This window comes from Pontibacterium sinense, assembly GCF_015209595.1.
GTDB lineage: Bacteria > Pseudomonadota > Gammaproteobacteria > Pseudomonadales > Balneatricaceae > Pontibacterium > Pontibacterium sinense.
The window spans coordinates 98,481-116,944 of the sequence record NZ_JADEYS010000007.1 but is presented as its reverse complement, the minus strand read 5'-3'; the positions used below and the strand labels follow the sequence as shown (position 1 = coordinate 116,944).

Here is an 18,464-nt window from a genome sequence, read left to right as displayed (position 1 = left end):
AGTTAAAAGGTGGTAGCCGTGCAGCAGCCGTATGACGTATTGATTATCGGTGCAGGTCCAGCCGGTCTGAGTTTTGCCCGCTCTTTAGCAGACCTGCCGCTTAAGGTCGTGGTTGTCGAACGCTCATCTCAGTCAACACTGGCCGATCCACCGGAAGACGGCCGTGAAATTGCCCTGACCCACCTTTCCGCAAAGCTGATGAAAGAAGCCGGTGCCTGGCAGCGGATACCTGAAGACGGTATCTCTCCCATTGAAGCGGCCCGTGTCTTTGACGGTCAGTCCAGCTACAGTCTGGATTTCGACAACGAGACGGAAAAGCTGGATGCACTGGGATATCTGGTTCCCAACCACCTGATCCGCAAGGCGTACTACGAAGAGACCAGCAGTCACACTCAGATTGAGATCCGCACGGAGAGTGTGGTCGAAGAGGTCAATACCGATGATGAGTACGGCTACGTCACACTGAATAACGGTGAAGTCCTTCAGGCACGACTGGTCGTTGCAGCCGACACCCGGTTCTCTGAAACACGTCGCAAGATGGGTTTGTCCGCAACGATGCGCGACTTCTCCCGCACCGCCATTGTGTGCCGGATGGAACATACCAAATCGCACCAGCAAACTGCGTTCGAATGCTTCATGTACGGCCGCACCACCGCGATTCTGCCAATGAATGGTAACCGCTCCTCCGTTGTTATCACCGTTAACAGTCGTGATGCACAAGGCTTTGCTGAGATGAGCGAAGCAGAGTTTAACCACAACGTTGAGCAGCAGCTTGATGGTCTGCTGGGTGATATGAAGCTGATCGGCAAACGTCATGTCTATCCACTGGTCGCTGTACACGCCAACCAGTTTGTTGCACGCCGTTTCGCCCTGATCGGTGATGCCGCCGTTGGTATGCATCCGGTCACTGCCCACGGCTTCAACCTGGGGCTGCGCGGACAGGCGAATCTGGCCAAAGAGATCAGCCACGCCATCGCTGAAGGTACAGATATCGCCAGCCCGGCACTGCTTAAGGCCTACGAAACCAGCCATATGCGGACAACCCGCGTGCTCTATCACGGCACCAACGTGGTTGTTGGCCTCTTTACCAACGAGACCCTGGCCGCCAAGCTGGCACGCAAAGCCACCCTGCGCCTTGCGAACAACATCGCACCGATCAAACGCCTGATCACGGAATCTCTGACCGAGCGGGATCTGGAAGGTACCAATCCACTTCAGGATCTGAAAAACAACCTGCCACCGATACCGGATTTTTTTCCGGTCGAGAAGGCTCGCGAACAGATCGAAAAAGTACTGCCCGACAAGCTTCATCCGCTGAATATACTCGGCCTGAAATAGCCCCCTAAAACGAAGAAAGAGGTGCCAGACACCTCTTTCTCAAAGCCTCCACGCTGATACGCCTCGTTATAGCCGCTCAATAATCAGTGCAATCCCCTGCCCGCCCCCAATACACATGGTAATCAGACCATAACGACCCTGTGTACGATCCAGTTCCGCCATGGTTTTGACGATAATGATCGAGCCAGTCGCCCCGACTGGGTGCCCCAGCGCCACCGCGCCTCCGTTAGGGTTCACCTTTTCCGGCGACATTTCCAGCAGCTCAGTGACTGCCATCGCCTGTGCAGCAAACGCCTCGTTGGACTCGATCACATCGATCTGCTGCATACTTAACCCAGCCTTCTGCAACGCCTGCTTCACTGCCGGAACCGGCCCTAATCCCATCAAGCGGGGTTCAACACCGGCAAAGGCATAGCTGAGGATACGACAGCGCGGCTGTAGACCCCGCCTCTCCGCTTCTTGCTGCGTGGTCAGCACCATCGCCGCCGCGCCATCGTTCAGACCAGAGGCATTGCCAGCGGTAACAATACCGTCTTTTTTAAACGCCGGACGCAGCTTGGACAAGCTCTCTTCCGTGGTTTCCTCACGTGGATGTTCGTCACGCTCAAAAACAAATGTTTTACGCCCCTGCTTTACCGTGACAGGAACGATCTGATCGTTGAAATAGCCCCGCTCCATCGCTTCACTGGCGCGGCGGTGGCTTTCAGCAGCAAAGCGATCAAGGTCTTCACGGCGGTATCCCTGCTGAGCTGCGATATTCTCTGCGGTGATGCCCATATGACCGCTGCCAAAGGGGTCACTCAGAATACCGAGCGTCATATCCACGATCTGAGTATCCCCCATACGGGCACCATCACGGGCAGCTGGCATCAGGTAAGCACCACGACTCATACTTTCAGCACCACCCGCCAGTGCGATCTGACTATCCCCCAGCATCAGCAGTTGCGCCGCAGAAATGACCGACTGCACCGAAGACCCACACAGGCGATTGATATTCACCGCCGCAGAGCTTTCCGGTAAACCCGCGTTGAGAGCAATATGGCGCGACAGATACACATCCTGCGGCGCGGTGGTGATGATATGACCAAATACCGAATGGTCGATATCCGTAGCCGGAACTCCCGCACGGCGGATCGCCTCGGTTGCGGCCACGGTTCCAAGTTCAGCAGGCGTCAAACCGGACAGACTGCCACCAAAAGAACCAATTGCGGTGCGTACCGCATCGACGATCACAACATTGTTTAAGTTCATAATTCAGATCCTTAGATAACCGCCTCAGCGTCCTAGCATCGGACGGGCGATCACCTCTTTCATAATTTCGGACGTTCCGCCGTAGATGGTCTGCACACGCGCATCGACGTAGAAACGGGAGATGGGGTACTCAGCGGTATAGCCATAACCACCGAACAACTGCAGGCATTGATCCGCAGCCTGACACTGCATCTCGGTAGCACTGAGCTTGAGCAAGGCCGCATCCTCGACTGTCATCGTTCCTGCCACGTATTTCGCCATGCATTGCTGGTAATACGCTCGGCACAATTCCAACTGGGTTTTCACTTCAGCCAGCTTAAAGCGAGTGTTCTGAAAGCTGCCAACGGTCTGACTAAAGGCCTTACGTTCCTGCACATAATCCAGTGTTAGCTGTAGCGCACCATCTGTGGCGGCAATGGCCTGTGTTGCACAGCCGAGTCGTTCCCGTGGCAGCTCCTGCATCAGGTAAAAGAAGCCACGGTTTTCCTCGCCCAACAACGCATCCGCAGGCACCCGTAGATTGTCAAAAAACAGCTCAGCGGTATCGCTGCTGTGCTGGCCGATCTTTTTGATACCACTGCCCCGGGAGAAGCCGGGTAACGATGTATCCACCAAAAACAGGGAGATCCCTTTCGCCCCCGCACTGCTATCTGTTTTTGCACACACGATCACCAGATCAGCCAACAACCCATTGGTGATAAATATTTTGCTGCCGTTGATCAGCCAATCGTCACCGTCGCGCACAGCGGTGGTACGTAGCGCTGCGAGATCACTGCCCGCTCCGGGTTCGGTCATCGCAATCGCCCCCACCACGTCACCGCTCACCATTTGCGGTAGCCAGTGTGCTTTCTGGGCTTCATTGCCCACATGCAGGATGTAAGGCGCAACGATGTTGGAGTGGATATTGTGACCGCTGGCGAGGCCGCCAAATCCCATCCGAGCCATCTCTCCAATCACCAACTGAGCCACTTCAAACGAGGCGTCTGCAGCACCGTATTGTTCCGGCAGGTCGACACATAACATGCCGGCCTGTCCGAGTGTCTGCCAGAGCTTACGCGGCACTTGTCCTGCGCTTTCCCAACTTTCGTAATACGGCTCAACCTCCTGTTTTAGCGCACGGCAGGTCATCTCGCGGAACAGTTCCAGTTCGGCCAATTCAGCATCAGTTTGCATATCAATCTCCTATTTAGGCTCCATGCGGATGGCGGCATCAAGGCGGATCACCTCGCCATTGAGATAGGGATTGCTGATGATGTGGCAGCAAAGATCGGCAAACTCCTCTGGCAAGCCAAAACGCTTGGGGGACTGCACCATTTCGATCAATGGCTCACGTACTTTTTCCGGCAGAGAGGTCATCATCGGGGTATCGAATAAACCCGGCGCGATGGTCATCACCCGGATATTGTGGGACGCCAGATCCCGGGCGAGTGGCAATGTCATCCCGGCAATGGCAGCCTTGCTTGCGCTGTACGCAGCCTGTCCGGACTGACCATCAAAAGCCGCGACTGAGGCGGTATTGATAATGACACCCTGCTCGCCGTCTTTACCCGCCGCCATCTTCTCAGCCGCAACACGCAGTACATTGAAGGTGCCGTTTAGATTGATATTGATGGCATTGCTAAACTGCGCCAGTGGCAACGCCCCCTCACGACCCAGTACTCGACCCGCTGCCACGATACCGGCGCAGTTGATACAGATATCCAGCCGCTGCCAATTCGACATTGCTTGATCAATCGCCTGTTCAACGGCATCAGCATTGGTCACATCGGTGCAGGAAAAAAGAACATGCTCAGGATATTGTTCAGCCAACGTCTGGCCTGCGTCTTCGTTCAAGTCCAGTACCAGTACTGAAGCCCCTTCAGCCAACAGACGCAGACTGGTTGCCAACCCCAACCCCGAGGCACCACCACTGACGACAGCTACTTTGTTTCTAATATTCATCGGCCGTTTACTCCTGTCAGATTCTTTATTGTTCTTGTGGCAGGCAGTATCCGGTGAAGCGGGACGGCGGTTCTATGACCGATAAAGACAATCTATTTGATAAAAATGACCGTGCGGACACTTTGCAGTGTCAGTCGAAGGTAGATTTTGTGCCCTGTGCGGCAACAAGGTATGCTCAGAGAAAATACGGGAAAACCATTATCAACAATGAAGCGTAAACTGGTCTCCAATCACTACATTCAAGCCTGCCTTCATGGGCCACTTCTGGCCGACATTGATCCAATGCCGTTGCTCGAACGTGCCGCTGTCCCGGCTGAATTGATTCACCAACCGAATGCACGGATCACGGAAGTACAGCTGGCGAATCTGATCAAAGCAGTGTGGCGGAGCACCGGAGATGAGTTTATGGGGCTCACAGCACGGCCCTGTAAGAACGGCGTGTTTGCGTTGATGATGGAATCGTTATTCCAGTTCAAGACACTCGGTGCGATGCTGCAGCAGAGCATCCGCTTCTATAACGCAGTACAGGATGAGATCGAATTTAACCTCAGCTGTGACGGCGACCTGGTAGACATTTCCGCCACGTTAAAACAGCCACAATACGATCCTGATCACCTGTTGCAGGAGTTCATTCTGCTGATGTGGCAACGCCTTAGTTGCTGGCTGGTCAACACCCAAGTGCCGATCCACACCACCCGCTTTAACTATGCACAGCCGGATCATGTGGATGAATACCCATCTATGTTTGGTGATCATCTGCTATTCGACCAATCAACCGCCAGATTCACCTTCAGCAGCAAACTGCTGACTTTGCCCTTGGCTCGTGATCCGATTGAGATGGAGTTGTTCCTACGCCAGTCTCCGCTGGAGATATTACGCCGGGTGGGGAGCGATCACTCCCTCAGTACTCAGGTACGACGGCAGATTCTCAAACAGGGTCTGGAGCAGCCCCCGACACTGGAGGAGATCGCCAACCGACTACATATGACCTCCCGGACTCTGCGCCGCAAACTGAAAGATGAAAGCGCCAGCTTTCAGCAGATAAAGGATCAGGTACGCTGCGATATGGCGATCCGCCTGCTGACCGAAGAATCCCTGTCCGTTGCGGAAACCAGTCAACTGGTCGGCTTTACCGAGCAAGCCGCATTTTGCCGGGCATTTAAGAACTGGACCGGTGTTTCTCCCAGCCTGTACATGAGCAATCAAGCCACTCAATAATTAGCTGTCCTCTTTGATCAAATCCTTTGGACAGTTTGATCATTGTCAGCAACCCGCCTTCTAACAGACACTCGTCTTAAATAACAACAATAAGAAGGCGGATATGATGCTCCCTGAAGTAGAAATTGCCACGGTAAACACGATTGGCGACGGCTTGCGCCGCGCCACTAAACGTTATGCCAATCAGGACGCCCTGCTCTTTCAATCCCGGCGCTGGACCTACCGTGAGTTAGATCAGGCGGTGAATCGCGTTGCCAACCACCTGCTGTCGAGTGGCCTGAAGCAAGGTGATCGAGTCGCGGCGTACGGTAAAAATTCCGATGCTTATCTGCTGTTATTTCTGGCCTGCGCTCGCTCGGGTCTGATCCACGTACCGATCAACTTTGCACTGGTTAAAGAAGAGCTGCTCTATCTGCTCAACCAGTCCGGTGCATCGGCCATCTATATCGATGACGAACTGGCAGACAATGTAGACGCTGTTCTTGAAGATACTCAGATCAGACAGCGCGGTAGCTTGCATACGACCAATACCAGCACAGAGCTGTCGGATATTCTTCAGCTAGCTCAGGCCAACACCGATGCCTCACCACCCGAGGTATCCATATGCGACACCGACATCGTGCAAATCCTGTATACCTCAGGTACCACTTCGCATCCCAAAGGCGCGATGCACACCCACCGGGGTTTTATGGCTGAATACAGCAGCTGCATTCAGCACCTACAGCTCAGATCCAATGACCGCTTACTTGCTGCGCTGCCGCTGTATCACTCCGCCCAGATGCACGTCTTTACTATGCCTGCATTGATGACCGGCGCGATGAATTGCATCTTACAGACACCGACGCCAGACGCCATTTTCAACGCCATCAGCCACGAAAAACTGAACTCAGTATTTGCACCACCCACGGTCTGGATCGGCTTATTGCAGCATGAGGGATTTGAACAGAATGATCTCAGCTCACTGGTAAATATCTATTACGGCGCTTCCATCATGCCGGAACCGATCGTCGCCGAGTTACAAGACCGTCTGCCGGGTTGTCAGCTGTTCAACTGCTACGGGCAAAGCGAAATGGCACCGCTGGCCACAGTGCTTGCACCGGATGAACAGGAAGGACGTCTCGCCTCCATTGGCAAACCCGTAATGTCGGTGGAAACCCGCATCGTAGATCCGGTGACACTGGAAGATTGCCCACCGGGTGAACGGGGTGAAATTATCCACCGCTCTCCCCATGTGATGGTGGGATATTGGGATAAGCCAGAACAAACGGCTGAAGCCTTTGCAGGTGGCTGGTTCCACTCCGGAGATCTCGCCTATGCCGATGAGGAGGGTTACATCTATATCGTTGATCGCATTAAGGATGTGGTAAATACCGGTGGCGTGCTGGTCGCCAGCCGTGATGTGGAAGAAGCCCTTTACCTGCACCCCGCCGTAGCCGAAGTTGCCGTAATCGGTACACCACACCCACGCTGGATTGAAGCGATCACCGCTGTCATCGTGCTGAAGGACGATGAAACGGTCGATTCCGAACAGTTACAAGCCCACTGTCAGCAACACCTGGCGGCTTTCAAAATTCCAAAGTCCTTCGTGTTTACACCCGCTTTACCGAAAAACACCGCAGGTAAACTGCTGAAACGCAACTTACGCGAACGGTACAACGATATCTCGTTGAGCGAACTCGACGCGGTCTGACAGACCGCTTTTCACATCACCGCATGCTTATTCAAAAATAAAAATTAGAGAGATAAGGATCCGCAATGAAAACACTGAAAAAAATCGCACTTGGTCTAACTATCAGCGCCCTGATGACAACAGGTGCACAGGCAGAAGCCATCTCCGACGGCGTCGTCAAAATCGGCGTACTGGGAGATATGGGGGGTGTTTATGCCGATATTTGTGGACCGGGTTGCGTCACGGCTGCTCAGATGGCTGTGGAAGATTTTGGCGGCACGGTATTAGGTAAACCAATCGAATTGATCAGCGCTGACGATCAGAACAAGCCCGATATAGGTTCAGCCAAAGTACGCCAGTGGATTGAAGATCAACAGGTCGATACAGTAACCGGCCTGGTCGCTTCATCAGTCACCGGTGCGGTGACTAAGGTACTGACCGATAATAAAAAAATCGCTCTAATCGGTGCATCTGCCTCCCATGCCTTCACCACGAAAGCTTGCTCACCTTACAATGCACACTGGACCTATAACGTGGTTGCGCTAGCCAACGGTACAGTAAAACCGATGGTCGATGCGGGTAAGAAAAAGTGGTTCTTTATCACCGCCGACTACGCGTTTGGCCACGCACTGGAAGGCGTCGCCTCTAAAGTGATCACCAGTAATGGCGGTGAAGTTGTCGGCGCTGTCCGTGCACCTCTGGGCACTACCGACTTCTCCTCATACGTATTGCAGGCGCAAGCATCCGGTGCCGATGTGGTCGCACTCGCAAACGCCGGTTCCGATTTTATTAACGCGTTGAAAACTTCAGCCGAGTTTGGTCTGACCGAAAACATGGATGTCGCTGGTTTGTTGGTATTTACCCAGAGTGCGCTGGCACTGGACCCGAACATTGCAGGCGGAATGAAGCTGACCACAGGTTTCTATTGGGATTTGGATGATGATACCCGCGCCTGGTCAAAGCGCTTTAAAGCCCGTCATGGAGGTATCCCATCGATGGCTCATGCTGGCGTGTATTCCGCGACCATGCATTACCTGAACAGTATCAAAGCAGCAGGTACCGACAACAGCGACGCGGTCATGGCCCAAATGAAAGCCAACAAACCAGACGATTTCTTCGCCCGTAATGCACACCTGCGCAATGATGGCCGCATGGTGCACGACATGTACCAGATGCGTATCAAAAAGGCATCAGAACGTAAAAGCGATGAAGATCTCTTCGTCGTGGAAAACATAGTTCCCGGCGACCAGGCCTTTGGTCCGATGTTGGCGCAGTGTGACTTTAAATAACCCACGCAGTAAACAGTGATTCCTGATTTACAGCCTGCGTATGCAGGCTTTTTTTTGCCTAACCGCATCGCCCGGATAAGGAGAGTCGGACTAACGGAAAATTACTGTCGACTCGCCTCGTATAACTCCCACAACTGCTGTTTTTCCAGCCAGAACATCGGGGTTGTTTTGAAGCATTCGGCTAAACGAAGGGCCGTATCAGCAGTGATCGCTCGCTGCCCATTGACGATCTCATTCACCCGCCGACGGGATATGCCCAGTGTTCGGGCCAGTTCAGACTGGGAGATATGGAGCGGTTTCATGTAGCAACGCTCAAGGAAGGCGCCGGGATGTTCCGGTTTTCGGCTACAAAAGCGTCGCCGAAGTACGGCTGCTTGCACGGGATACCTCTTGGACTCAACTCTGAAAAAACGGCCCGCCTCCGGCATAAGATACCTTCGGCAGGCCCAACTATTGAATGACAATCGTGACCTTCAGGAACGGCAGGTTCCTGAAGGTATTTTGCCTGTAGTCACTGATCAGTAGGTGGGTCTGATAAGTGACTACCAACGGTCTCCCAGAGCAATCGGAAGATAGTCAGATGCCGCCGGATCAATCCGGGCGGTCATCCTTAAACATACGCCAGCCACCAATCATGGTGGAGATCAGGCTCTGACGGGACATGATGTCTTCACGCACCGCCACGTACACATGGATCATGATGAAGGTGATCAGGTACCACATACCCAGATGGTGCCAGGTATGAACATCCTGACTCTGCCCCATCGCCGGAATCACCCAGCCGAAAACAACATCGGCCCAGCTGCCCTGCCCCAGTCCTTCGCCGTACAGCGCAAAACCCGTGATGATCATGAAGATCATGCCCAGCACAAAGAAGAAAAACATCGCCAGCTGACCCAGCGGGTTATGGCCAATGTACTTCTTCGGGGTTTTCTCCAGAAACAGATACCAACGCACCTCATGGATCGCTTCGCTCCACCACTTACGGGTCGCCAGCTTAGGGAAAAACAGTTCACGCGCGTGACTGCTCCCCACCATCGCCCAGTAGATACGGCCAACAAATGCGATCGCGACGATGTAGCCCGCCGTAAAGTGCGCAAAGCGGATATATCCCATCAGGTAGTTATCGATCGCTTCACCCGGCATAGTCGGTAACGGTGATCCGATAAAATAACCGCTGACACACAGCACCAGTACAGAGAACACGGTCACCCAGTGCCATAAACGCACCGGGGCTTCGTATACGTACACCGCGGTCTGTTTGCGGGTGATCGGTTTTTCCTGCTCTTCACGAGTTGCATCTTCTCCGGTGAGCAGGTCGTCTTCTTTTACTGACATAGTCATCTTTCTAACCTCCCAGAACGGCGCGCAGAACCAGACTCAACCGACCCTACGCGCAGCACATTACCGGATTTTCACCTTAGTCAGCTCCTGACCGTCTTCGGACATCACGTGTGTAGAACACGCCAGACACGGATCAAAGCTGTGCAACGTACGCAGAATTTCCACCGGCTCATCCGGTCGCTCCATCGGCGTATTCAGCAACGCGGCTTCAAAGGCGCCGATATTGCCCTGCGCATCACGCGGCGATCCGTTCCAGGTGGTCGGCACAATCGCCTGATAGTTTTCGATCTTGCCGTCTTTGATCTTGATCCAGTGACCGAGCGCACCACGGGGGGCTTCGTTTATCCCCACACCCAGCGCCTCTTTTGGCCAGGTGCTTGGGTCCCATTTCTCCACATTGGCGGTCGAGCTGTCACCGTTCTTGATGTTGTTCACCAGCTGATGCCAGTCATCCAACATGGTGTCACAGCACAGTTCACATTCCAGCGCGCGGGCCAGCGTGCGGCCCAAGGTGGACGGCAGGAACTGTTTCAGTCCCAGATCCAGACCGGTGGCCTGATTAAAGCCGGATAACGAGCGATCCACCTGCTCCTGTACATATTCCTGACCGGATACGTAACCGATGATGTAACGGGACAACGGCCCCACTTCCATCGCGTGACCGCGCCAGCGTGGTGCTTTAATCCAGCTGTATTTCGCGGACTCGTCCAGCTCTTTGATGTTAGTTTTGGTGCCGACTGTATTCGGGCCCAGCTCGAACTTCGGCTCGGTTTCCCCATCCCACGGGTGCAGGCCTTTTTCACCGTTGGCGTAGCTGTACCACGAGTGATCAACGAACTCCTGAATCTGCTCAGGGTCGCGCACATCCACCGGATGCACCTCGTTCCAGTTACCACCAATGATGGCACCAGCAGGCAGCAGGTCGGTGGATTTATCGTACGGTACTTGTGAATAAGTACCGTAGGAGAGCACGTTTTCTGCTGCCAGACCGCCACCGTAGAGCCAGTCTTTATAGATACTCGCCACCGCCATCACATCCGGCAGGTAAACGTTTTTGGTGAACTCCTGCGCTTCGCGAATACGCTCCAGTACAAAGTTCAGACTGGTCATATTCACCGGCGCACCGGACGCACCTGTGCCATCGATATTAATCGCACACGCCACACCACCCACCATGTAGTTCGGATGCGGGTTCTTACCACCAAAGATGGTGTGAATCTTGACAATATCACGCTGTAGATCCAGCGCTTCCAGATAGTGGGAAACGGCCATCAAATCCGCTTCTGGCGGCAGTTTATACGCAGGGTTATCCCAATAACCGTTGGCAAACAGGCCCAATTGGCCGGTTTCTACAAACTTCTTCAGGCGCGTCTGTACGTCTTTGAAGTAACCCGGGCTGGATTTCGCATGCTTCGGCGACACCATTTGCTGCAGTTCAGAGGTTGCCACTGGATCGGCTTTTAGCGCGTTGACCGGGTTCACCCAGTCCAGCGCGTGCAGGTGATAAAAATGGACAATGTGATCGTGAATCTGCAGGGTTTTGTCCATCATATGACGGATCAGGTGGGCGTTGAGCGGCACCTGAATACCCAGCGCATCTTCCACTGCGCGCACTGAGGTCAGTGCATGGGTTCCGGTACAGACACCACAGATACGTTCAACAAACGCCCAGGCGTCACGCGGGTCACGACCTTTAAGGATCACTTCCAAACCACGCCACATGGTACCGGTGGACACCGCGTTTCGGATGATGTTGTTCTCATCCACGTTTACTTCGCAACGCATGTGACCTTCAATACGGGTCACGGGATCAACAACAATACGACGACCGCTGTTATCCAGATTTTTTGTATTCAGTTCGGTCATTATTCCTGATCTCCTTTGTGCTGCGCGCGTTTCACTGCACTCACGGCAGCATGGGCCGCGATGGCCGCACCCACACCACCGGCCACGGCGGTACCTATCTGATCGGCATTTTTCTCAATGCCAAACTGCGGGATATTGGACAGGCGATCATAGAAAGAACCTTTGTCCCAGAAACCATCTTCAGAACACCCGATACACCCGTGACCCGCCTGAATCGGGAAGGAGGTGCCTTCGTTCCAGCGCACCGTTGAACAGGCGTTGTAAGTAGTCGGTCCTTTACAGCCCACTTTGTACAAGCAGTAGCCTTTGCGCGCGCCTTCATCATCCCATTGCTCTACAAACTGACCCGCATCAAAGTGTGGACGGCGGTAACATTTGTCGTGGATTCGCTGGCTGTAGAACATCTTCGGACGCCCCTGACGATCCAGCTCCGGTAAACGACCAAAGGTCAGCATGTAGGTGATCACACCGGTCATAACCTCCGCAATCGGCGGGCAGCCGGGCACTTTAATAATCGGTTTATCGGTAATCACTTTGTGAATTGGCACAGCTTGCGTTGGGTTCGGGCGTGCTGCCTGCACACAACCCCAGGACGCGCAGGAACCCCACGCGATAACCGCAGCAGCGTCTTTCGCCGCGTGCTTCAATTGATCAAGAAACGGTTTGCCACCCACGATACAGAACATACCGTCTTCGTTAAGCGGTGGATTGCCTTCTACGGCCAGAATGTACTTACCTTTGTATTTCTGAATGGTCTCTTCCAGAATGGCCTCGGCCTGATGTCCGGCGGACGCCATCAGCGTATCGTCGTAGTCCAGTGAGATCATCGACAGCACCACATCTTTAACCAGCGGATGTGCAGAACGGATAAAGGACTCGGAACAACAGGTGCATTCAAGACCATGCAACCAGATCACCGGCGTACGCTCTTTGGTCTCCATTGCATGCGCAATTTGCGGCGCAAACGTTGGCCCCAGACCCAGAGCAGCGGCGGTCAGGCTACAGTATTTGAGGAAGCTACGACGGGTGATCCCCTGTCGTCGCATGACTTCGTAGAAGGTTTCGATTTGGGACATTCGGCTCTCTCCGGCAGTGGTACCGCTGAAGAAGCACTGCTCGTTTTGACCCACTCACCCCAGATGCAAAAGGTGCGGCAGCAAACAGTGTTCAGCTTTATTGTTTTTTATTGGTTAGCTATAGCTTCAGCAAAGAGTGGGCCAAGTTTAAAAACCACTAGGAATCAACGATCAGGAGGGGAACAACAAAAATAATGGATAACTGACTTACCAGCCTGACCGAACAAACGGCAAGTCAGTTAGCAGCGACGAAGGTCGGAAGATGGAGTGCACGCCCCGTCCATGGGGTCTCCATATAGACAGATCGAGCCGAGAATGTCTCAACTTATAGAGGGCAATGCACCACATCACACAGTAATGCCGTCTTGACGTTATGTTGGTGCAACTCGTAGAGACTGTCGATTAAGAGGGGGTCATTCGGTTTAATCCGCACCGCACAGTGAATCGCAGCGCGAGACGCTTCGCCACACTCGACAGAGCTCAACGCATAGGCGTAGTTATTCCACAGCTGTTCGTTGTCAGGATGATGCTGCAGTGCTTCACGGTACGTTGTCACAGAACCCTGATACTGCTGTTGACTGTACAACGCATTACCCAGCGCCAACCATATCAGGGCATTCTCCGGCCAGCGCTCTATTGCATGCTGGTAGGCGCTAACAGCGATCTCTGGATGCAGTTTTTCTAGATCACGCACAACACGCACATATTGATCGGCATCTGCGCTCACAGGGATACGTTCAGGTGGTGCGGCCACCATGGCCCAACGCTTCGCCCGCGCCCAGGTTTTATCAAAGGTATAGATCGGAACCACATGCCGCTTCTCTTCAGCTGAGCGCAGCGTGATCGTTTCCCGCTCAAGGTCATAACCAACTACGACCGCGTAATGCCACTGCGGCAACCAATCAAATCCGAGATTCTGCATCACCAGCACCGGGTGATTGTTAGCCACTTCGGCAAAGAGCACATCCAGACGTCCCGCTAATTCATAGGGCAACCGTTGAAAACGGCGGGTGGTCGCCACGAGATCAACCTGCAAACTTCCTTGTCGCTTGGGCAGATATACGTGAGGTGTGAGTTCGTCAGGCACGGTATCAACACCGGTCGCACTTAGAATCGTCGCCAGCGCAGCAGGCCCACAATGATATTGGGTCTGGGGAAAGAATGGTGTATCGTCCAGCTCGACAGATATGGGGAGTTGATGCAGGTTGCTGGCCTGCTCACGCCAGACACCTGTACTGCTACACCCCGTCAGAAACAGGCTTCCTACAATCAGCCATATATTGAGTTTATGCACATTCAGGAATGCAGAGATCCTGATCATCGGATCGGTTTAACAAAGGTGAATATGTCTGTCGCACCCAATGCATCCGTGATGATGAATACGATAAAGAACAAAGCAGCCAGGCCCACAATCCCTTCACCCGCCGGTAACTCATCCAGCTTCGCATTAAGCATCGCCACCTCGGCATCACTCATGCTACGGACCCGTTCCGCCGCCATCGACGCATCCAATCCATAGGCTGTTAATTGTTGTTGCAACTCATCCTTTTGCAGCAAGGAGATCAAGCGTGCCCGCTCAGCATCACCCTGCTGCGCTTGTATCGCTTGGTCGGTCGTGATCATTGCCGCCTGAGCGACGGGCAACTGTATAAGGCCCAGCATCATGATAAGAACTGAAGCCACAATCTGCTTTGTTTTCTTCATTTCCGCTCACCATCAAACTGATTAAGAGTTTTCTAAGTATAGGAAAGAAAGCCGAACTGACCGGAACAGCCCGATAAACAACCCCACGCATCAGCGCTTAAGCCCCAACAAAGCGAATGGGAAGAAACCTGACGAACAGCCTGAAGTCATGAATCGGATAAGATAGTTCAAAACAAAAAAAGTCCGGGGATGAGCCCGGACTTTTTATACCTGGTAACGCATCAGATGTAAGATCAATCGTTGCGCACGATCACCACCGAACACCCCGCATGACGTACCACTCGCTCCGCATTGGAGCCAATAAAATAGCTGCGAATGCCCGGTTTACGCGCCATCATCACAATCACGTTGACGGCCAAAGCTTGCGCGGTTTCAAGGATCTGGTCGTGTGCAGTTCCCTCACAGCAATGGCTAAATCCGATCAAACCTTCCGGTAACTCAGCCAATAATCGGTCCATCGTATGTTTAGCGTCACGATGATGGTCTGCAATGCTTTGCTCATTCAGATGGGGATAACCGGCGCTGTGGATCAGGCTCTGATCCACATAGAGCATATGCACTTCCGGCGACTCCCCCTCCGCCATTTTGACAGCCACTCGCATCAGCTCCCGGATATGATCTTCATGGGACAGATCTACCGGCAAAAGCACTTTATTAAACATCAGATTAACCCTCCCCCATCACAGTATTTGGCAACCAGGTCACAATCTCAGGAAAGACCATGCACAGTATCAACACCGCAAGATTTAACAGGATAAACGGCGTAACCGAGTTATAGATTTCAGACATACCGATATCCGGCGGCGCGATCCCCTTCAGATAGAAAAGCGCAAAGCCGTAGGGCGGTGTCTGAACCGCGATCAGAATATTGATGATCATCAGCACACCAAACCAGATCGGGTCGTACCCCAGAGAAACAGCGATTGGCGTGAATATCGGCGCGCACATCAGGACAATGATGAATTCATCGATGATGAAGCCTAATAACAGCATGATCAGCTGGAACATGATGATGATCATGATCGGCGGAAGATCCAGACCTTCGGTAAAGCCCGCCACCATATTCTGTACTCCCATCAGCAGATGGAAGTTACTGAATACCGAGGCACCAAAGATAATCCACATCGCAACACTGACCAGCGTCGCCGTCTGAAATCCCGCGTGAAGAAACATATCGGCTTTAAAGCGTTTAAAGATGATCGCTAAAAAGATCGCGCCAACCACACCAATCGCACCGGACTCGGTCGGTGTCGCAATACCCGAGATGATGCTGCCTAACACGGCAACAATCAGAATCATCGAAAACAACCCGTCACGCGCGATACGTAGCTTTTCTTTCCCCTTGAGTACGGGTTGCTCAGCAATATCTTTATCCCGCGGCGCGCGATCCGGGTTCAGCATGCAGCTGATCACCACATAAAGAATCATCAGCACCACCGTCAGCAAGGCGGGTAACATCGCCCCCAAAAACATCCGGCCCACGGAGTTCTGTGTGGATGCGGCAAACATGATCATCGGAATACTCGGTGGAATGAGGATACCCAACCCACCGCCCGCCATGATGACACCCAGTGCCAGACGTTTGTTGTAACCACGTTCCAGCATCGGTTTCAGCGCGATGCTGCCCGATGTCATAATCCCCGCGCCAATAATACCCACCATGGCACCGATCATTGAGCATACGCCGATCACACTGATCGCCAGAGAGCCTCGTACACGCCCGATCAGCATCTGACTAAAATTAAACATCGCATCACCGATGCCCGATTTAGTCAGCAGCTGCCCCATGTAGATATACAGCGGAATGGCGAGCAGGATAAAACTGAAATAGGTCGCTTCCAGTGTCGAAGGGATGACGTTAAAAATACCGTCCCCCCACGTCATATAACCTATCGCCATCGCGATGCCACCCAATGCGAGTCCGACCTGAGCACCCAACGCAAAAAAGACCAGGATGCATAACAACAGCACCACGGTTAACATCTCAATGCCCATGGGCAACCTCCTCAAGCAGTGGACGACCGGTCACCAAAAAGAACAGTTCAGCCAGCATATCTCTGCACAATTGCCCGATAAACAAACCGCCTGCCACGCACATCATGACCCAGAAGTGAAACATCGGTGGCGCCCATTCGCTCTGTCGGCGATAGTCGAATTCCAGCGCCTCTTCGTATTTTCCAAAACACATATAAACAATCAAAACTAAGAAGAAGATTCCCAATGCGTAGGAGATCAGGTTGAACACACTGCGGGTTTTATGCGACACCTGAAGGTAGAGAATATCGACATTGATATGTGCACGATTCTGCTGCGCATGCGCACCACCCAATGCAGCGATATAGCCAAACATGAAGAGCGACAGATCAAATGCCCAAATGGTTGGACTGTTGAGTACGTAGCGGGAAAACACTTCGAAAGCCACCACCAGCGCAAGCAACGGCATGAGCAATGAGGCCAGTTTTCCACACCCTTTTACCAAGGCATCAATGCTTCGGCAGAAACCTCTAAGAAAGGAAATAACCATAGATTCACCTGCAACGAATAAGGGTGCCGTAAAGCACCCTATCCAAAGCTTCGCCGGACTTACTGGCCGTTACGAAGAATATCGATCAGCTGCTTGCTGTATTTGTCTTTTGAAGCGTATTCATCCCAAAGGCCAGCACCGGCGGTTGCCCACGCTTCGCGGTCTGCATCTGATGGCTCTGGACTCCACTGGAGGCCTTTAGACTCCATTTCAGCCACCGCTTCGGATTCCCACTGTTTGGACAAACGCAACTGATCAGCAGCATGCACCTCGGTCGCTTTACGCACGGCGGCTTTCAGGTCGTCTGGCAGTTTCTTCCATGCACCACGGTGTACAACGATTGGCAGTACCTGCGCGCCAGCCAGTGGCAAGCGGTACATATACTTCGCGACTTCTACGTGGTTACCGTCACGGTGATCGATCATGTTGCTGCCGATCGAACCGTCGATAACACCGGTTGCTAAGCTGGTGTAGATCTCGCTCCATGCCAGTGACACCGGAGAGGCACCCAGATTACGCAGGAACTTGCCATAAGCTCCCGGCGCGCGAATTTTCAGGCCTTTGAGGTCTTCTACCGAGTTGATAGGTTGTTTAGTCAGCACATACACCGGAGGCTGAATATACGGCTCCAGCCATACCATGCCCTGAGAGCCGTACGCCTTGGTCAGCACCTTATCCCATCCTTTGTCATGAAACAGGGTCTGCAGCTCTTTCGGATCATCTGTACCACCCGGCAAACCAATCTCCACAACACCGGCCGGTAATTCACCCGCATGCATCGACTGGAAAGGGGCGCCCATCGTAATCAGGCCTGATTTCACAGCGCCCAGCAGGCCACTGGTACCAACGCCTTCACCGGAGTAAAGCACTTGTACTTTGATGCGCCCCTCGGACATCGTCTCGATGTTTTTCGCCAGGCTTTCGTAGACTTCACCAAATGCAGTGCCCCGTCCGTACAAGTTACTGAAGCGCCAGTTGTGCTCGGCAGCAGACACATCGGCAGCGACTGTACTTAGACCCAGAGCCATTGCTAAAGCAGACGTTGAGAGCTTCTTTTTTATCTTTTTAAACATATCTCACCCTTGTGGTACATCAACTAATGGAAGACTTTGATTGTGTCCGCCTACCTTCCCAAATCTCCCTTTCTGGTTAAATCTTGTGCTCTCGACGTAAAGGTTCGTCAAATTTTACGTAACGACAGCATTAGATATATATTTCCAAACATAAGTACCTATAATTTTGAC

Annotated in this window: 18 protein-coding genes; 5 read left to right on the top strand and 13 right to left on the bottom strand. The window is 53.0% G+C overall.

The window, feature by feature from the left end; translation table 11 throughout:
- The first annotated feature begins 18 nt into the window (after positions 1-18).
- A complete protein-coding gene (gene ubiM / locus IOQ59_RS08855) occupies positions 19-1,338 on the top strand; it encodes a 5-demethoxyubiquinol-8 5-hydroxylase UbiM (RefSeq protein ID WP_193952918.1) in 1,320 nt (439 codons plus the stop codon).
- Positions 1,339-1,404: 66 nt separating this feature from the next.
- Here ubiM and bktB read toward each other — a convergent pair whose 3' ends face one another.
- From bktB to IOQ59_RS08840, 3 genes are read right to left on the bottom strand one after another with little or no spacing between them, the layout of a single operon-like run.
- Positions 1,405-2,589, bottom strand: a complete 1,185-nt coding sequence (bktB, locus tag IOQ59_RS08850; RefSeq protein ID WP_193952917.1) for a beta-ketothiolase BktB — start codon at positions 2,587-2,589, stop codon at positions 1,405-1,407.
- Between the two features lie 24 nt (positions 2,590-2,613).
- Complete coding sequence (locus tag IOQ59_RS08845; RefSeq protein ID WP_193952916.1) at positions 2,614-3,762, bottom strand: acyl-CoA dehydrogenase family protein; 1,149 nt, start codon at positions 3,760-3,762, stop codon at positions 2,614-2,616.
- A gap of 9 nt (positions 3,763-3,771) precedes the next feature.
- Positions 3,772-4,530, bottom strand: a complete 759-nt coding sequence (locus IOQ59_RS08840) for an SDR family NAD(P)-dependent oxidoreductase (protein ID WP_193952915.1) — start codon at positions 4,528-4,530, stop codon at positions 3,772-3,774.
- Between the two features lie 74 nt (positions 4,531-4,604).
- Here IOQ59_RS08840 and IOQ59_RS21180 point away from each other — a divergent pair, with 74 nt between their 5' ends.
- The 4 genes from IOQ59_RS21180 (at position 4,605) to IOQ59_RS08825 (ending at position 8,706) form a co-directional block, all read left to right on the top strand.
- Positions 4,605-4,748 carry a hypothetical protein gene (locus tag IOQ59_RS21180; RefSeq protein ID WP_228050793.1) on the top strand — a complete coding sequence of 48 codons (144 nt, stop codon included), beginning with the start codon at positions 4,605-4,607 and terminating at the stop codon, positions 4,746-4,748.
- Positions 4,738-5,748, top strand: coding sequence for an AraC family transcriptional regulator (locus tag IOQ59_RS08835; RefSeq protein WP_193952914.1), 1,011 nt, complete (start codon positions 4,738-4,740; stop codon positions 5,746-5,748). Before IOQ59_RS21180 ends, IOQ59_RS08835 begins: the two co-directional genes overlap by 11 nt.
- 103 nt (positions 5,749-5,851) lie before the next feature.
- Entirely contained in the window at positions 5,852-7,438 is a 1,587-nt protein-coding gene (locus tag IOQ59_RS08830) for a fatty acyl-CoA synthetase (protein WP_193952913.1), read from the top strand.
- A 65-nt stretch (positions 7,439-7,503) separates the two neighbouring features.
- Positions 7,504-8,706, top strand: coding sequence for an ABC transporter substrate-binding protein (locus IOQ59_RS08825; RefSeq protein ID WP_193952912.1), 1,203 nt, complete (start codon positions 7,504-7,506; stop codon positions 8,704-8,706).
- A 101-nt stretch (positions 8,707-8,807) separates the two neighbouring features.
- On the opposite strand, the gene IOQ59_RS08820 is transcribed toward IOQ59_RS08825, so the two are convergent.
- From IOQ59_RS08820 to IOQ59_RS08775, 10 genes are all read right to left on the bottom strand, one after another.
- Entirely contained in the window at positions 8,808-9,086 is a 279-nt protein-coding gene (locus IOQ59_RS08820) for a HigA family addiction module antitoxin (protein ID WP_371871845.1), read from the bottom strand.
- Positions 9,087-9,297: 211 nt separating this feature from the next.
- Positions 9,298-10,050, bottom strand: coding sequence for a Ni/Fe-hydrogenase, b-type cytochrome subunit (cybH, locus tag IOQ59_RS08815; protein ID WP_228050792.1), 753 nt, complete (start codon positions 10,048-10,050; stop codon positions 9,298-9,300).
- Between the two features lie 60 nt (positions 10,051-10,110).
- Positions 10,111-11,916 carry a nickel-dependent hydrogenase large subunit gene (locus IOQ59_RS08810; protein WP_193952910.1) on the bottom strand — a complete coding sequence of 602 codons (1,806 nt, stop codon included), beginning with the start codon at positions 11,914-11,916 and terminating at the stop codon, positions 10,111-10,113.
- On the bottom strand, positions 11,916-12,992 hold the full coding sequence (locus IOQ59_RS08805; RefSeq protein ID WP_193952909.1) for a hydrogenase small subunit: 1,077 nt from the start codon (positions 12,990-12,992) through the stop codon (positions 11,916-11,918). Before IOQ59_RS08805 ends, IOQ59_RS08810 begins: the two co-directional genes overlap by 1 nt.
- A 325-nt stretch (positions 12,993-13,317) precedes the next feature.
- Positions 13,318-14,313 (bottom strand): PA2778 family cysteine peptidase, encoded by a 996-nt coding sequence (locus IOQ59_RS08800; RefSeq protein ID WP_193952908.1) that lies wholly within the window; start codon positions 14,311-14,313, stop codon positions 13,318-13,320.
- A complete protein-coding gene (locus IOQ59_RS08795; protein WP_193952907.1) occupies positions 14,310-14,696 on the bottom strand; it encodes a DUF6627 family protein in 387 nt (128 codons plus the stop codon). The genes IOQ59_RS08800 and IOQ59_RS08795 overlap by 4 nt, the downstream gene beginning before the upstream one ends.
- Before the next feature lie 233 nt (positions 14,697-14,929).
- Positions 14,930-15,358 carry a universal stress protein gene (locus IOQ59_RS08790; RefSeq protein WP_193952906.1) on the bottom strand — a complete coding sequence of 143 codons (429 nt, stop codon included), beginning with the start codon at positions 15,356-15,358 and terminating at the stop codon, positions 14,930-14,932.
- Positions 15,359-15,362: 4 nt separating this feature from the next.
- The gene (locus IOQ59_RS08785; protein WP_193952905.1) at positions 15,363-16,691 is read right to left on the bottom strand and encodes a TRAP transporter large permease; all 1,329 of its coding nucleotides are present in this window, start codon (positions 16,689-16,691) and stop codon (positions 15,363-15,365) included.
- Complete coding sequence (locus IOQ59_RS08780; RefSeq protein ID WP_193952904.1) at positions 16,681-17,220, bottom strand: TRAP transporter small permease subunit; 540 nt, start codon at positions 17,218-17,220, stop codon at positions 16,681-16,683. The genes IOQ59_RS08785 and IOQ59_RS08780 overlap by 11 nt, the downstream gene beginning before the upstream one ends.
- Before the next feature lie 59 nt (positions 17,221-17,279).
- Positions 17,280-18,293: a TRAP transporter substrate-binding protein gene (locus IOQ59_RS08775; RefSeq protein ID WP_193952903.1), complete on the bottom strand. Its 1,014-nt coding sequence runs from the start codon at positions 18,291-18,293 to the stop codon at positions 17,280-17,282.
- Between the last annotated feature and the right edge of the window lie 171 nt (positions 18,294-18,464).

Excerpts from the sequence above, each read along its gene's own strand:
- IOQ59_RS08785 (WP_193952905.1), bottom strand. The coding sequence starts at position 16,691 with ATGGGCATTGAGATGTTAACCGTGGTGCTGTTGTTATGCATCCTGGTC.
- IOQ59_RS08825 (WP_193952912.1), top strand. The coding sequence starts at position 7,504 with ATGAAAACACTGAAAAAAATCGCACTTGGTCTAACTATCAGCGCCCTG.
- bktB (WP_193952917.1), bottom strand. The coding sequence starts at position 2,589 with ATGAACTTAAACAATGTTGTGATCGTCGATGCGGTACGCACCGCAATT.
- IOQ59_RS08835 (WP_193952914.1), top strand. The coding sequence starts at position 4,738 with ATGAAGCGTAAACTGGTCTCCAATCACTACATTCAAGCCTGCCTTCAT.
- IOQ59_RS08775 (WP_193952903.1), bottom strand. The coding sequence starts at position 18,293 with ATGTTTAAAAAGATAAAAAAGAAGCTCTCAACGTCTGCTTTAGCAATG.
- IOQ59_RS08810 (WP_193952910.1), bottom strand. The coding sequence starts at position 11,916 with ATGACCGAACTGAATACAAAAAATCTGGATAACAGCGGTCGTCGTATT.
- IOQ59_RS08790 (WP_193952906.1), bottom strand. The coding sequence starts at position 15,358 with ATGTTTAATAAAGTGCTTTTGCCGGTAGATCTGTCCCATGAAGATCAT.
- IOQ59_RS08805 (WP_193952909.1), bottom strand. The coding sequence starts at position 12,992 with ATGTCCCAAATCGAAACCTTCTACGAAGTCATGCGACGACAGGGGATC.
- IOQ59_RS08845 (WP_193952916.1), bottom strand. The coding sequence starts at position 3,762 with ATGCAAACTGATGCTGAATTGGCCGAACTGGAACTGTTCCGCGAGATG.
- IOQ59_RS08800 (WP_193952908.1), bottom strand. The coding sequence starts at position 14,313 with ATGATCAGGATCTCTGCATTCCTGAATGTGCATAAACTCAATATATGG.
- IOQ59_RS08840 (WP_193952915.1), bottom strand. The coding sequence starts at position 4,530 with ATGAATATTAGAAACAAAGTAGCTGTCGTCAGTGGTGGTGCCTCGGGG.
- IOQ59_RS21180 (WP_228050793.1), top strand. The coding sequence starts at position 4,605 with ATGACCGATAAAGACAATCTATTTGATAAAAATGACCGTGCGGACACT.
- IOQ59_RS08780 (WP_193952904.1), bottom strand. The coding sequence starts at position 17,220 with ATGGTTATTTCCTTTCTTAGAGGTTTCTGCCGAAGCATTGATGCCTTG.
- IOQ59_RS08795 (WP_193952907.1), bottom strand. The coding sequence starts at position 14,696 with ATGAAGAAAACAAAGCAGATTGTGGCTTCAGTTCTTATCATGATGCTG.
- cybH (WP_228050792.1), bottom strand. The coding sequence starts at position 10,050 with ATGACTATGTCAGTAAAAGAAGACGACCTGCTCACCGGAGAAGATGCA.
- IOQ59_RS08830 (WP_193952913.1), top strand. The coding sequence starts at position 5,852 with ATGATGCTCCCTGAAGTAGAAATTGCCACGGTAAACACGATTGGCGAC.